Source organism: Pseudomonas sp. H1_D05 (genome assembly GCF_054682705.1).
Window position 1 is genome coordinate 2,345,971 of sequence record NZ_CP162825.1, and the last position, 13,885, is coordinate 2,359,855.

Consider the following 13,885-nt stretch of genomic DNA (forward strand, 5'->3'; position numbering starts at 1 on the left):
GCGGTCAGTGCCAGCGGCGGAAAATCAACGAGGTGTTGACGCCACCAAAAGCGAAATTGTTGTTCATCACGTAGTCGTGATGCATCTGGCGGAATTCGCCGCGCAGGTAATCGAGTTTGCCGCAGTGCGGATCGACCTCGTCGAGGTTGAACGTGTGCACGTACAGGTCGCGGTTCATCATCTCGATGCTGAACCACGACTCCAGCGCGCCGCAGGCGCCGAGGGTGTGGCCGAGGAAACTCTTCTGCGAGCTGATCGGCATGCGTTCACCGAACAAACTGCTGGTCGCCAGTGTTTCGGCAATGTCGCCCTGTTCTGTAGCGGTGCCGTGGCCATTTACATAACCGATGGCCTCCGGCGTCAGGCCGGCGTCTTCCAGCGCCAGTTCCATGGCACGGCGCATGGTCACTTGTTCCGGGCGTGTGGTGTGCTGGCCGTCGGCGTTACTGCCGAAACCGACGATCTCGGCGTGGATATGCGCACCGCGCGCCAGAGCATGTTCCAGCTCTTCAAGGACCAGCATGCCGCCGCCTTCACCGATCACCAGACCATCGCGGCCCTTGTCGTACGGGCGTGGACTGGTCTGCGGCGCATCGTTTTTCAGGCTGGTGGCGTAGAGCGCGTCGAAGACCATGGCTTCGGTCGGGCACAGCTCTTCGGCGCCGCCGGCGAGCATCAACGGCAGGCGGCCGAATTTGATCGCCTCGTAGGCGTAACCGATGCCCTGGCTGCCGCTGGTGCAGGCGCTGGACGTCGGGATCAGCCGCCCGGTGAGACCAAAGAAGATGCTGATGTTGGCGGCGGTGGTGTGCGGCATCATCCGCACGTAGGAGTTGGCGTTGAGTCCTTCGGCCACCGAGTTGAGCAGCATGTTGCCGAACGCTTTGATCTCGTCGGTGCTGCCGGTGGACGAACCACAAGCGACGCCCATGCGCCCATCCTTGATCGATTCATCGCCGAGCAAACCGGCGTCAGCCAGGGCTTTTTCTGCTGCGCCGACCGCCAGCCGCGACACCCGGCCCATGCTGCGCAGTTGCTTGCGCGTCCAGTGCGCAGGCACTGCAAAGTCATCGATCGGCCCGGCCAGGCGCGTGTTGAGTTCGCTGAAACGATCCCACTCGTCCATCCGGCGGATGCCGCTGCGATTGGCCGCAAAGTTGCCGGCGATGGTCTGCCAGTCGCTGCCCAGCGAGGTGATGCCGGCCATGCCGGTGACGACGACGCGCTTCATCAGCACAAGCCTCCGTTGACCGCCAGCACCTGGCGGGTGATGTACGAGGCTTCCGCCGACATCAGGAAATTCACCGCACTGGCCACCTCTTCCGGGGTGCCCATGCGTTGCGCGGGGATCATCTTCATCAACTCTTCCACCGGCACGTTTTCATCCAGCATCGCCGTGTCGATCAGGCCCGGTGCGACGCAGTTAACGGTGATTTTGCGCTTGCCCAGCTCGATCGCCAACGCCTTTGCCGCGCCGATCACTCCGGCCTTGGAGGCGCTGTAGTTGACCTGGCCACGGTTGCCGATCAGCCCCGACACCGAGGTGATGCAGACAATGCGACCAGCGGCACGGCGGCGTATCATCGGCATCATCACCGGGTGCAGGACGTTGTAGAAACCGTCAAGGTTAGTGCGCAACACCACGTCCCAATCGTCGTCACTCAGAGCTGGAAATGCGCCATCGCGGGTCAGCCCGGCATTCAACACCACGCCGTAATAGGCGCCGTGGCTTTCGACGTCGGCTTCCAGAATGGTTTTGCAGGTTTCGCGATCGGCAACGTCGAATTGCAGGATGCGCGCCTTGCGCCCCAGTGCTTCGATTTCTGCGTGAACGCCTTGCGCTTCGGCTACGCCGCTGCGGCAGTGCAGGACGATGTCGTACCCGGCCTTTGCGAGGCGCAAGGCAATGGCGCGGCCGATGCCACGGCTGGAGCCGGTGACCAGTACGGATTCAGTCATCGTTCGACTCCTGTGTCTGTTGCAGATATTGATTGACCTGAGGCGGACGGAACACGTTCAGGCGTGCGCTGGCGTGAATGCCGGCGCCGTTGATATGGCATTCGAAGACGCCCATGCCGTTGTCATCTTCCAGCGAACGCAGACCATGGATGGTCAGTTCGCTGCCGGCGGGAAACGCTTCGACGTTGCACTCGAACTTGCGCGTACCGAGCAGAAAGCCCAGCTCCACCGGATTGCCTTTCTGCCGCGCGTGGCAACCGGCAAATGCGGCGACGCTCTGCGCCATCAGTTCGATGCCGACCCAGGCCGGCAGGCTGCCGTCGGGCAGGTTGAACAGGCCATCAGGCTGGACCGTGAGACGGGTGTAGATCTGCTCATCGTCAAAACTTGTGATGCTGTCGATCAGAATCATGTCGCCCGCATGGGGCAGCAGTTCGGCGAGCGGCCAGGGGATCATGGGGCGTCTCCGATAATCAGGCTGACGTTGTTGCCGCCGAAGGCAAACGAGTTGCTCATCAGGTAGCGGGGTGCAATGGACGTCAGGCGCTCGCTCGCGGTCACCCACTTCAGCGGTGGCAGCGCAGGATCGGGCTGAGCGTCCCAGACGTGTGGCGGCAAGGCGTGGTCGGGGTTGTCGGTGCTCAGGCTCAACCAGCAAAACGCTGCTTCCAGCGCACCGGCCGCGCCAAGGGTGTGGCCGGTCATCGGCTTGGTCGATGAACAAGCCACGCCTGCGGGGAACAGCGCGGCAACCGCCAGGCTTTCCATGGCGTCGTTGTGTTGGGTAGCGGTGCCGTGCAGGTTCAGGTAGTTGATCTGCGCTGCTTGCAGATGAGCGCGGCTCAAGGCTTTCTGCATCGCTTGCAGGGCGCCGCGCCCGGTCGGTTCAGGGGCAGAAATATGATGGGCGTCGGAGCTGGCGCCGGCGCCGAGCAAGGCAATGGCCGGGCCTTTGCCCTGTTGTTTGCTCATGACAAACAGCACCGCCGCTTCGCCGATATTGATGCCGCTGCGGTTGGCCGAGAACGGATTGCAGCGCTCGTCGGACATCGCTTCAAGTGACGAGAAACCGTTGAGGGTCAGTTTGCACAGGCTGTCGACGCCGCCACACAGCACCGCGTCGCACAGGCCCAGATCGAGCAAACGCTGAGCGCTCATCAGGGCACGGGCGCTGGAAGTGCAAGCGGTGGAAATCACATAGGCCGGGCCGCTCAGTTGCAGCCAGTCGGCGAGGAAATTGGCCGGGGCGCCGAGTTCCTGTTGACGATAATCGTATTCCGCCGGGAACTGCTGTTCGCGGATGTAGTGCGCCAGACCACGGCTGGCCTCGTCGATGCCCGAGGTGCTGGTGCCGAGCACGACACCAATGCGGTCGCGGCCGTAGGTCTGGATCGCTTGATCAATGTCATCGCGAATCTGCAACGCCGCTTCCAGCAGCAGCTGATTGTTGCGGCTGCGCTGATCGGCGAGTTCTGCCGGGATCGGCGCCAGTTCACCCTGGACGGCCGCGACGGGCAACTCACGCTCCGCCACCCAGCCGGACTCGCGGCGCATGCCTGAGCAGTCGCCGGCGAACAGCTTGCGCGCGACGGCTTGTTTGTCGCGGCCCAGCGCGCAGATCACGCCGAGGGCATTCAGGTAAGCGGTCATGGCGTCGGTTCACCCAACGGAGAAACGCGGTAGTGCGGGCCTTGAGGCAGGTTCAATTCGAAGCTCAACGGTTGTGAATAACGGATATCCCAGCGCGCCGGCAGGGCGCGTTGCTGGCCCTGTTGCAGTGCGGCGGGGTAATTGCGCAGCAGCTCGCCGGACGGGGTCAGGGCGAACAACAGCGCGGCAAACAGCTCTCGGGCTTCCGGGTTCGGTGGCAGCAGCCCATCGGCCTGCCAGTGGCCGTCGATCAGTTGCTGCCGCGCTTGGGGAATGCCCAGCGGGTCCATCATCGACCAGCGGATACCCGGGCCTTCGCGCTGGATCACCAGCAGCCAGTCCTGGCGTTGTTCGGCTTGTTGGCGTTCGATGTGCAGTTGCAGAGGCAGCGGGAGTGTTGGATTGCCCGCAGGCAACGGCGCCCGGCTGGCGCAGGCGCTCAACAGAAGCATCACGCCGACCACAAAAAATCGCCACACCGCGGACACTGTGGGAGCGAGCCTGCTCGCGAAGGCGCCGGCACATTCAACAAAGAGGTTGGCTGACCCACCGCTTTCGCGAGCAGGCTCGCTCCCACAGGTTATGTGTAGCATCAACGATCACCTTCAAGCGGTTTGCGCGCGACAACGTTGACCAACGTCTCTTCGCGCTCGCCAAACGGCTTCGGCTTGCGCAACCCGAACCGTTCCAGCAAGCCAAAATCTTTCGACCGGCTCCACCACAAATACGGGTAGGAAACATTGCCCTCGCCAAATTCGAAACCCTGGCCGCGAATCATCTGCAGATACTGCGCCGCACTCTTTTGCACGTGCATCGGATGACGGAACAACCAGCGGATCACCCACGTATCAATGTAAGCCTCGGTGGATTCGGCGAACAGTAGATAGCCACCCGGTTTCAGCACTCGATAAAACTCGGCGAGGGCTTTTTCCTGCTCGACCAGATGATGGAACGTCTGATGGCAGAACAGCAGATCAACACTGGCGTCCGCCACATTGAGCGTCGCGCAGTCACTGCCGATCAGTTCCACCTCCAGATCCAGACGCGCCGCTTCTGCGCCGCTCAATTCAAGGCTGTGCGGGTCGGCATCAACGCCGATCAGGCGCTGTGGCGCAAAGGTCTGGCGCAGATGAGCGAACGACTTGCCCTGGCCACAACCGGCGTCCAGCAACACCGGGTTTGGCGGCAGTGCTTCACTGAACAAACCGCGCAAATCATTGATCGCCACCCGCAACACATGGTGCTGCCAGGTGTGGCTGCGCAGGAACCAGAAACCGAAGCGGGTTTCCTCGACGTAGCTGTCGCTCAAGTAGTTCATGTGGCGTCCTTTGCACAGAGTTCGGAAATCATCTTCAAGCGGCGACGCGCTTCGCTGACGAACGGGTTGTGTTCATCCCAGGCGTAGCCGGCGAGGATCGAACAGATCATCCGACGGATTTCCGCCTGACTGTCTTCATAAAAAATCACGTCCTGAAAGGTGCCGGCGTACCAGCCCTCGACGTAGCAGCGAAAGGTGTCGACGCCGCGCTTGAGTGGCTCGGCAAATTCGCCTTGCCAGTCGACCGTTTCACCTTGCAACTGACGGTGCAGCACCGCTGCGGCCATGCTCGCCGAGCGCATGGCGATGGTCACGCCGGAGGAGAACACCGGGTCGAGAAATTCTGCCGCGTTGCCGAGCAAGGCAAAGCCCGGCCCGTGCAGGGTTTTCACGTTGGCGGCGTAACCGCCGAGCGTGCGTGCAGGGGTGTCCCACACAGCATTGTTCAGAACGCCGGCGAGGCTCGGGGTTTCGGCGATGAAGCTGCGCAGACAGGCATCCAGATCGCTGTCGCGACCCTTGAAATGTTCCTCGGCGGCGACCACGCCCACCGAGCAGCGTCCATTACTGAACGGGATCGTCCAGAACCAGACATCGCGATGCTCTGGATGGGTGGTGACGAGGATTTTCTCGCGGTCGAACGCCGGGTTGTCGATGTGATCTTCGACGTGGGTGAACACCGCTTGGCGCACCGGGAAGTTCGACGGCGCTTCCAGATCCAGCAGTCGCGACAGCACACGACCGTAGCCGCTGGCATCAAGGACGAAATCCGCTTCGACGCGATAGTCGCCGCCGTCCTCGCGACGTACATTCAGCTGCGGTTTCGTCCGCTCGAAATCGACGCTGACGATGGCGTCACCGTAGCGGATTTCCGCGCCTTGCAGCGCCGCCTGATCAGCCAGCAGTTTGTCAAAATCGGCGCGCTGCACCTGAAACGTGGTCGGTTTGCCGCCGGTAAAGGTGTCACCGAAATCGAAGGCGCTGTAACGCTCGCCCCAGGCGAACGCGGCGCCGGTCTTTCGCTGGAATCCGGCGGCATTGACGGCGTCGAGCATGCCGGCTTCTTCGACGAAATCCAGACAATGGCTGAGCAGGCTTTCACCGATCGAAAAGCGCGGAAAGTGCTGGCGCTCGATCACCAGTACATCGTGGCCCTTGCGCTTGAGCAGCGCGGCGGCGATGGCGCCGGACGGACCGGCGCCGATGATCACGACCTGACGGGATTCCATTTCAACGATTGGCACGTGAGCTCCGGGGCAAAGGATGTTGCAGATTCAATGGCGCGCGATGCAGGCCGATCAGGGCCGGTAGCAGCGTCGCGATCAGGCCCATCAGCATCAGCGCGAAGTACAGCGCCGGGGTGATGAGCTGTTGTTGCAAGAGCAGATTGAGAAAGACGATTTCGCTCAGGCCGCGAATATTCAGCAGCACACTTTCGCGCCAGCGGCTGGCGCCTTCGAACGAGGCGCCGGCCCAGCCGAGGCCGAGCCAGTTGCCGAGCAGTTTACTGGCAATCGGCAACAGCAGCAGCGCCGCCCATTGCAGCGGACCAAGGCTGGAGAGCGCACTGTGCACGTCGATCTGGACGATGCCGAACGTCAGAATCAGCGGGATCGCCAGCCACGTCTGCAAACGGCTCATCCAGCGCGCCGGCAATGGCAGTACCAACGGCACTTTCAGCGCGGCCATGCATAGCAGGTAGCCGATGCCGAAGATCAGTGCGTTGAGTTTGTAGTGCTCGGCCATTACCAACAGCGCAAAGAAACCGAGGCTATAGGTCAGCGGTCGACGCGCACGCAACAGATGCAACAGTAACGGCACCAGGGCGAGAGCCAGCGGCAGCAGCAGACTGCTCAGATGCAGGCTGCCCTGGGCGAGGCCGAACAGCGTCCAGCAGGTCAGATCGATGAGGATCGCGGTCTGCACCAACCGGCGAGTGGCGGCGGGCGGATAATCGATGTGGCGCAGATACAGGTACAGCACCGGGATCGCGGTAATCGCGAACACCAGACCGATGGCCAGCGAGTTGAGCCACGGTTGCGCCGGCAGCAGCCAATAGGCAGCGGCCAGGCCACAGGCAAACGGCACGAGGAAACTCGGCACGGCGATTTTCACGCTCTGGCGATCGAGTTTCAGATCGATCACATCACTGAGGATATGCCCGAGCAGTAGGGCAAAACTCAGGCTGTAGAGGTTTTTCAGCCGGTCAGGCGCAATCAGTTGCGCGCCGCTGAGCTGCCAGTCCGGCTCGATCCAGAAGTACATCAGCAGCGGCAAGCCGAAGCTCGCCAGCAGCAATTGGCTGACGATCGGGATCAGGCCGAAGTGGCGCCCGATGCGCGTGGCCACAGCGAACAACGCCAGGGCCAGCAGCCAGAAAGCGGCGACCATCATGCCGCTGGCTCCGCGACGGCTGCCGTGTGTTCGTGGCGCCCGGCCCACGGTGCGAGCAGGAAACTGAACGCCAGACCGAGGCTCACCGACAGCCCGAAGTTGCTCACCGCCGGGGTGCTGGAAACCGCCAGCAAACCGAACGACAACCATGTCGTCACAGCGGCCAGCAAGGTACCGAGCAGGCTCACCGCCGCACCGCCGACCTGTTCGCGCATGAGAATCGCGTAGTCGACGCTGATCGCTGTGACCAGCAGCAGGCCGAACAGGCTGAACAGGGTCAGCGGCTGACCGAGCCAGCCGAGACTGGCGAGGCTGCACAACGCGGCGAGCAACGGCAGGGCAACGATGCGCAACGCACCGCCGAGACCGAACGGCAGCATCAGCACCAGCACGATCAACGCGCAGGAAGCGAGTTTCAGTTCAGCGGCGCTGATCTGCGTCGCGGCGAATACCTCGTTCAACTCACCGAGGCGATCGACCAGCGTCACCCCCGGCAAATCCAGCGCCTGCACGCGCAACAGTGCCGGGTTGTTCAGGCCTTGCAGGCTGGTCATTGCCGCTACGCCGTCTTCGCTGGGGCCGAGCCAGAGCGTGCGATAAGGTTCGCCGAGCGGGCCGGCCAGAGCCGCGTCGATGTCTTCGGCGGGCACGGTCTGCAATTGCTGTAGTTCGGTTTGCAGCGCGGCGAGCGGCACGCCGAGGTCGAGCAGTGGCTGCCAGTATTGCGGCAGTTTGTTCAGCGCCTGACGTACCTGTTCTTGCTGGTTCGGCGGGCTGAGCAGTTGATCGAGGGCCAGATAGCCTTGCAGCTTGTCGAGGTTGACCAGTTGCTGCAGACGCTCGCTCAGCGCGGCCTGACGCTCGAGCAATTGCTGCTGATTGTCGGCGCGCACGAGGAAAAACTGGCTGGTCGGCTGATAGCCGGTGATGCGCGCGATGGTCTGCGCTTCGTCGGTCAGCTGTTGCGGTGCGCCGACCCATTGGCGAATGTCATTCTTGCTTTGCAGTTGTACTAGACCGCCTACGCAGAAGGCGATCAGCAGCGCCAGCAACACCGGCGTGCGCACGTGCTCGAGCAGTTTTTCACGCAGCGCAACCATGCGCTCGGCCAGCTGCAGCGGCCATTGCGCGGGGCGCAGTTCGACGTTTTTCAGCAACGCCGGCAACAGGCACACCGCCGACAAATAGGCACCGAGCAAGCCAGCGGCGGAGAACACCGCGATTTGCGTCAGCGCCGGGAACGGCGTCCACGCCAGTGCCAGATAACCGATGGCGCTGGTGATCAGGCTCAGGGTCAGCCCGGACAGCGTCAAACGCAACGCCGGCCAACTGCGCCAAGGCTTCAGGCTCCAGCTCTTCGACAAATAGTGCAGTGGGTAATCCACGGCCACGCCGATCAGGCTGGAGCCGAGCACCAGCGTCATCACGTGCATATGGCCGAACAGCGCCACACACGCCACCGCGCCGAACAACATGCCGACCAGCACCGGCACGAACGCCAGCAACACGCGCCAGCGGCGGAAAGCGAGCAACAGCAGCAAGAGAATGCCGACCGTCGCACCACCACCGACCCAGGTCATTTCGCGCGTGGCTTGCTGCTGACCGTTGGCCGCGTAGAGCAAGCCGCTGGCGGCCAGCAATTGCACGTCGGATTTCGCCGCCTGCTCGCGGCTGGCTTGCAGCAGTGCCGCGACTTGCAGCGGCAAGTTCATATCGAAAGCATTGCCGGTGGTGCGTGCACGCAGCAGCACCCAGCTCTTGCCGTCCGCATCGGCAATCAACGCGCCGCTGCCGATGTCCAGTTGCACCGAACCGTGCTGCGGCTGGCTGTTCTGAATGCGCCCGGTCAGGCCCAGCCAGTCATCCTGACTCGGCACCAGACTGAAACCGCTGAACGGATCGAACAGGGCCTGCACGCGTTGTTGAATGAATGCGTCGGGGTGTTCGATCAGCAGTTGCCGGTCATCCGCCGAGAGCATCGCCAGTCGCCCTTGCAGCAGTTGCGTGCGCAGCGCTGGCAGATCCGCCTGCAGGTTCCACTGCACTTTCTCGAACAGACCGCTGGCCTGCCATTGCTCGCCCAGCGTCTGCGCCATGGCCACCGCGTGCTGGCGATCGGCGTGGCCGACCAGCACCAGCATTTCGCGGTTGAGCGGTTCCTGCATGCGCTGCTCGGCGCGCTGTTCGAGGGCATCGGGGTGGGTGCCGGGCACCAGTTCCATCAGGTTCGCCGACAATGGCGCACCGTCACGCCACTGCCAACCGGCCAGAGCGACGACCGCCAGCAGCAGAATCAGAAACAGCCAGGGCAGCCTGCGTTCACTCGGCAAAGTCATGTTGCTCCGCGTCGTTCAACGGTTGCCCGGCGGTGCTGTCCTGCATGCGCAGCACGGTGCTGTCGCCCTGGGTTTCCAGCAGTTCGATGGTTTGCACCAGCGTGCCGCCGTCGATATTGATCTGGTTGAACACTTGCTTGAGCAGCAGCGAGCGCGGGGTCAGCGTGAGTTTCCACTGCTGTGCATCGCCGCTCAGGGCCAGTTCGAAATCGCGCTGCAGGCCACTGCTGTCGCCTTGCAGCACGGCGAGGAACAAGCGGTTCTGCTCGGCCCCGGCGCTCTTGTTCGGCAGCAGTTGCCAGCCGTTGCCGTCACGCCGGGCGATGCCCTTGGCGGTGATGCGGTAGTCCTGTTGCAGCGGGGTCTTCAGCAGCCAGAGCAGGCCGTGGTTTTTCGCCAGAACAAAACTGCCCTTGCTGATCAGCGGCTGCGGTAATGCACGCAGGTGTTTTTCCTGAATGAACTGACCGTGGATCACGTCCGGTTTCGCCAGTTGCTCGCTCAGTTGTTGCAGGTCGAAGGCGTTGGCCAGAGAGGACATCACCAGTAGCGCCAGTACACTCAAGCCTTTAACAAAAGCATTCATCGCAGCATCCTTTCCACGGCATCGGTGAAGACCTTCGGCGAAGCCAGTTGCATCTCGCGGCTGCTGACTTCCACTGCCACTTGCACCGAGCTGGCACGGGTGAGGCGTTCGCCGCTGTGCAGGTCGGTGATCAGGTAATTGATCTTCAGACGGTTTTCCCATTCGACCAGACTGGCGCGCACATTCAGGCGCTGACCGAACACCGCGCCACGCACGTAGCGCAGTTGCAGGTCGATGATCGGCCAGGCATAACCGGCCTCGACCATGTGCGTGTAGTTGTGGCCGATCTTGTCGAGCAGCGCGCAACGCGCCACTTCGAGGTATTTGACGTAATGGCCGTGCCAGACGACGTGCATGGTGTCGACGTCGAAAAACGGTACGAGGATTTCCGTGTCGGCGTGAAGCACTCCGGCGCTACGCATGCAGCCTCCAGTGTTGCGCGGCGATGCGTTGCAGGCACAGACGCAGCTCGCCTTCCAGGGCGCGGTCTTCGATCACCGGCGGGAAATCCTTGGCCAGTTCTACGTGCATCGCCGCCAGCGATGGCGGCAACGGTCGCGCGTCTTCGGCCTGAGCGCGCAGCCACACGCCTTGGTTGGCGGCGAGCAGGGTGGCGGCGGCGACTTGCTCGGTCAGCTCCAGCACGCGGATCGCATCGCGGGCGGCGATGGTGCCCATGCTGACTTTGTCCTGGTTGTGGCACTCGGTGGAGCGCGAGAACACGCTGGCCGGCATGGTGTTTTTCAATGCTTCGGCGGTCCAGGCGCTGGTGCCGATCTGCACGGCTTTGAAGCCATGATTGATCATGGCGCGATCCGCCGGAGCACCGGAGAGGTTGCTCGGCAGACCGTGGTTGTAACGCTCATCCACCAGCAAGGCGAGTTGCCGATCGAGCAGATCGGCGACGTTGGCCACCAGATTTTTCAGGCTGTCCATGGCGAACGCGATATGCCCGCCGTAGAAGTGCCCACCGTGCAGCACGCGCTCGGCTTCGGCGTCGATGATCGGGTTGTCGTTGGCGCTGTTCAGTTCGGTTTCGATGAATGAACGCAGCCAGTTCAGGCTATCGGCCAATACGCCGAGCACGTGCGGGGCGCAGCGCAGCGAGTAGCGATCCTGCAGGCGATGCAGCGGCGCGGTCGGCGCGTCGATCGCCAGATCCTTGCGCAGCCACGCGGCGACCTGCATTTGCCCCGGATGTGGTTTGGCGGCGAACAGACGTTCGTCGAAGTGCTCCGGATTGCCTTGCAGCGCGACCACATTGAGCGCGGTGATGCGCGTGGCCAGTTGCAACAGATAGTCGGCACGGGCGAAAGCGAGGCAGGCGAGACCGGTCATTACGGCGGTGCCGTTCATCAGCGCCAGCGCTTCTTTCGGGCGCAGCACCAGCGGTGTCCAGCCGAGTTCACGATGCACATCGGCAGACTGGCGACGTTCGCTACGGAACATTACTTCACGTTCACCGGACAGCGTTGCGGCGACGTAGGACAGCGGCGTCAGATCACCGCTGGCGCCGACCGAGCCTTCTTCAGGGATCAGCGGCAGGATGTCGTATTCGAGGAACGCGTGCAGACGCTCCAGCAATTCCACGCGCACCCCGGAGACGCCGTGACACAACGACTGCAGACGCGCCGCCAACACCGCGCGGGTGGCTTGCGCGTCGAGCAGTTTACCCAGCCCGCAACCGTGGAAGGTGTAGAGGTGACGCGGCAGCGCCTCTACGTGATGCAGCGGCACCGCGACCACGCAGGAGTCGCCGTAACCGGTGGTTACGCCGTAGATCACGCCTTCCTTGTCCAGCAGCGAATCGAGGAACCGCGCGCCCTTGGCGATGCGCTCGCGATAGTCGGCGTCGCTCTGCAACTGCACGGGCGCCTGACGGTTGGCCAGGGCCAGCACGTCTTCGATGCGCAAAGGGCGTTCGCCGAAGGTTACCGGCTCATGGGTTGGCGTCGTCATCGGTCTTCCAGAAAGGGTAAAAGTTGAACCATTGTTGCGGCGCTTCGAGGCAATAGTGACTCAGGCGCTGCGCATAGCGGGTGGCCCACTGATGAATGACCTGCTCGCGCTCGCTGCGCTTCCACACCACGGCGTCGGCGAAGGGCTCGAGAGTCAGGCGATAGTGACCGTCCGGTTGCTTGAGGCACATCAGCAGATTGACCGGGCATTTGAGCAGGCCGGCGAGCAGCCACGGGCCTTGCGGGAACGGCGCCGGATGGCCGAGAAAGTCCACGGTTACGCTGCGCCCGCCATGCAGGGGGACGCGGTCGCCGGCAATCGCCAGCCACTCACCGCGCTCCAGGCGTTCGTGCAGTTGCAGCATGATCACCGGGTCCAGTTCGCTGACTTGAATCAGGCGCAGATTGGTCGCCCCAGCCTCACCCAGCAAACGGTTGAATTGTTCGGCGTGCTTGGTGTGCACCAGCACGTTCATGGTGACCTTTTCGCCGATTTCCGCCAGTGCGCGACAGACTTCCAGATTGCCCAGGTGCGCGCCGACCAGCAGTTGTCCGCGACTGCCGCGCAGCTGATTGCGCAGCAGGGCCGGGTCGATGATTTCGATCTGTTCGATGCGCAGCTTGCCGTTCCACACGTCGAGCTTGTCGAGCATCGAATCGGCGAATGCCATGAACTGACCGAACACCCGCCAATGAGTGGGGTGTAAATCTTCGCGCTGACTCCACGCCGCCAAACGCTGCTGATATTGCCAGGCGCTGCGCCGTGCGGTGCGGCCGAAGAGGAAAAAGTACAGGACGATGCCGTACAGCAACGGACTGAGCAGGCGTCGGCCAAGGACCTTGGCGGCGAACGCGGTGAATTTCATCAACAGAAAGCTGCCGCGTTCTTCGCGGTCGGCCCAGTGCTGCTTGTCGGCTTCACCGCTCATGCGCGCCACCGCCGCCAGAGGATCACCGGGAAGCGCAGCAACATGCCGAGAAACAGCCGCGTGTGCATGCTGGAAATCAGTGCGTTGTCATGGAACAGACGGAAGTGCGACACACCGTCCAGCGGATAATGCACGCTGGTTTGCAGCCAGCGCATCGGCTGATTGCGCCACGACAGGCGCACGAGAATGTCCGAGTCGAAATCCATGCGCTTGCCGACTTTCGCCGAATCGATCACCGCCAGCGTCGGGGCCAGCGGATAGACGCGGAAACCACACATTGAATCGCGGATCTGCAGCGACAGCGTGTTGATCCAGACCATCACGTGGGTCAGGTAGCGCGCGTACAAACGACCTTTCGGCACGCTTTCGTCGAACAGCGGATAACCGCAGATCATCGCCTCGGGATGAGCGCGAGACTCGGCGACAAAACGCTCCACATCGTGCAAGTCGTGCTGGCCGTCGGCATCGACCTGCAGCGCATGGCTGAAACCCAATAACGAGGCTTCGCGCAAACCGGTCATCACCGCGCCGCCCTTGCCCTGATTCGCGGTCAGGCGTACCAGATGCACGTTGTCGCGCTCGGCCAGTGCGTCGAGCACTCTGGCGCAAGATGGCGTGCTGGCGTCGTCCACCAGAATGCACGGCAGGCTTTGCGCGAGCAGAGCCTCGACCACGGTGCCGATCGCAGTTTCGTGGTTATAAACCGGGATCACGGCGCAAGGGTTATGCATACGTTTTCTCCACTGGAAGACCGC

14 protein-coding genes are annotated in these 13,885 nt (G+C 62.7%); all 14 read right to left on the minus strand.

The annotated features are described in order from the left end of the window. Positions 1-4 precede the first annotated feature (4 nt). The 14 genes from AB4O11_RS10650 to AB4O11_RS10715 are packed head-to-tail and all read right to left on the minus strand — an operon-like array spanning position 5 to position 13,861. The gene (locus tag AB4O11_RS10650; protein WP_093430089.1) at positions 5-1,231 is read right to left on the minus strand and encodes a beta-ketoacyl-ACP synthase; all 1,227 of its coding nucleotides are present in this window, start codon (positions 1,229-1,231) and stop codon (positions 5-7) included. Then, positions 1,231-1,959, minus strand: coding sequence for a 3-oxoacyl-ACP reductase FabG (gene fabG / locus AB4O11_RS10655; protein WP_099757785.1), 729 nt, complete (start codon positions 1,957-1,959; stop codon positions 1,231-1,233). The genes AB4O11_RS10650 and fabG overlap by 1 nt, the downstream gene beginning before the upstream one ends. After that, a complete protein-coding gene (locus AB4O11_RS10660; protein ID WP_257356868.1) occupies positions 1,952-2,416 on the minus strand; it encodes a hotdog family protein in 465 nt (154 codons plus the stop codon). The genes fabG and AB4O11_RS10660 overlap by 8 nt, the downstream gene beginning before the upstream one ends. Then, a complete protein-coding gene (locus AB4O11_RS10665; RefSeq protein ID WP_257356869.1) occupies positions 2,413-3,609 on the minus strand; it encodes a beta-ketoacyl-[acyl-carrier-protein] synthase family protein in 1,197 nt (398 codons plus the stop codon). The genes AB4O11_RS10660 and AB4O11_RS10665 overlap by 4 nt, the downstream gene beginning before the upstream one ends. Beyond that, a complete protein-coding gene (locus AB4O11_RS10670; RefSeq protein ID WP_460130613.1) occupies positions 3,606-4,202 on the minus strand; it encodes a hypothetical protein in 597 nt (198 codons plus the stop codon). The genes AB4O11_RS10665 and AB4O11_RS10670 overlap by 4 nt, the downstream gene beginning before the upstream one ends. Further along, positions 4,202-4,927 carry a class I SAM-dependent methyltransferase gene (locus AB4O11_RS10675; RefSeq protein ID WP_460130614.1) on the minus strand — a complete coding sequence of 242 codons (726 nt, stop codon included), beginning with the start codon at positions 4,925-4,927 and terminating at the stop codon, positions 4,202-4,204. Before AB4O11_RS10675 ends, AB4O11_RS10670 begins: the two co-directional genes overlap by 1 nt. Then, positions 4,924-6,171 (minus strand): NAD(P)/FAD-dependent oxidoreductase, encoded by a 1,248-nt coding sequence (locus AB4O11_RS10680; RefSeq protein ID WP_257356872.1) that lies wholly within the window; start codon positions 6,169-6,171, stop codon positions 4,924-4,926. The genes AB4O11_RS10675 and AB4O11_RS10680 overlap by 4 nt, the downstream gene beginning before the upstream one ends. Further along, complete coding sequence (locus AB4O11_RS10685; protein ID WP_460130615.1) at positions 6,158-7,321, minus strand: cation:proton antiporter; 1,164 nt, start codon at positions 7,319-7,321, stop codon at positions 6,158-6,160. Before AB4O11_RS10685 ends, AB4O11_RS10680 begins: the two co-directional genes overlap by 14 nt. Continuing rightward, positions 7,318-9,657: an MMPL family transporter gene (locus AB4O11_RS10690; protein WP_460130616.1), complete on the minus strand. Its 2,340-nt coding sequence runs from the start codon at positions 9,655-9,657 to the stop codon at positions 7,318-7,320. The genes AB4O11_RS10685 and AB4O11_RS10690 overlap by 4 nt, the downstream gene beginning before the upstream one ends. Then, positions 9,641-10,243, minus strand: a complete 603-nt coding sequence (locus AB4O11_RS10695) for an outer membrane lipoprotein carrier protein LolA (RefSeq protein WP_099757791.1) — start codon at positions 10,241-10,243, stop codon at positions 9,641-9,643. The genes AB4O11_RS10690 and AB4O11_RS10695 overlap by 17 nt, the downstream gene beginning before the upstream one ends. After that, positions 10,240-10,665, minus strand: a complete 426-nt coding sequence (locus tag AB4O11_RS10700) for an acyl-CoA thioesterase (protein WP_095047227.1) — start codon at positions 10,663-10,665, stop codon at positions 10,240-10,242. The genes AB4O11_RS10695 and AB4O11_RS10700 overlap by 4 nt, the downstream gene beginning before the upstream one ends. Then, complete coding sequence (locus AB4O11_RS10705) at positions 10,658-12,202, minus strand: HAL/PAL/TAL family ammonia-lyase (RefSeq protein WP_186621263.1); 1,545 nt, start codon at positions 12,200-12,202, stop codon at positions 10,658-10,660. The genes AB4O11_RS10700 and AB4O11_RS10705 overlap by 8 nt, the downstream gene beginning before the upstream one ends. Further along, a complete protein-coding gene (locus tag AB4O11_RS10710; protein ID WP_093430100.1) occupies positions 12,183-13,130 on the minus strand; it encodes an LpxL/LpxP family acyltransferase in 948 nt (315 codons plus the stop codon). The genes AB4O11_RS10705 and AB4O11_RS10710 overlap by 20 nt, the downstream gene beginning before the upstream one ends. Next, positions 13,127-13,861, minus strand: a complete 735-nt coding sequence (locus tag AB4O11_RS10715; protein ID WP_116255747.1) for a glycosyltransferase family 2 protein — start codon at positions 13,859-13,861, stop codon at positions 13,127-13,129. Before AB4O11_RS10715 ends, AB4O11_RS10710 begins: the two co-directional genes overlap by 4 nt. Between the last annotated feature and the right edge of the window lie 24 nt (positions 13,862-13,885).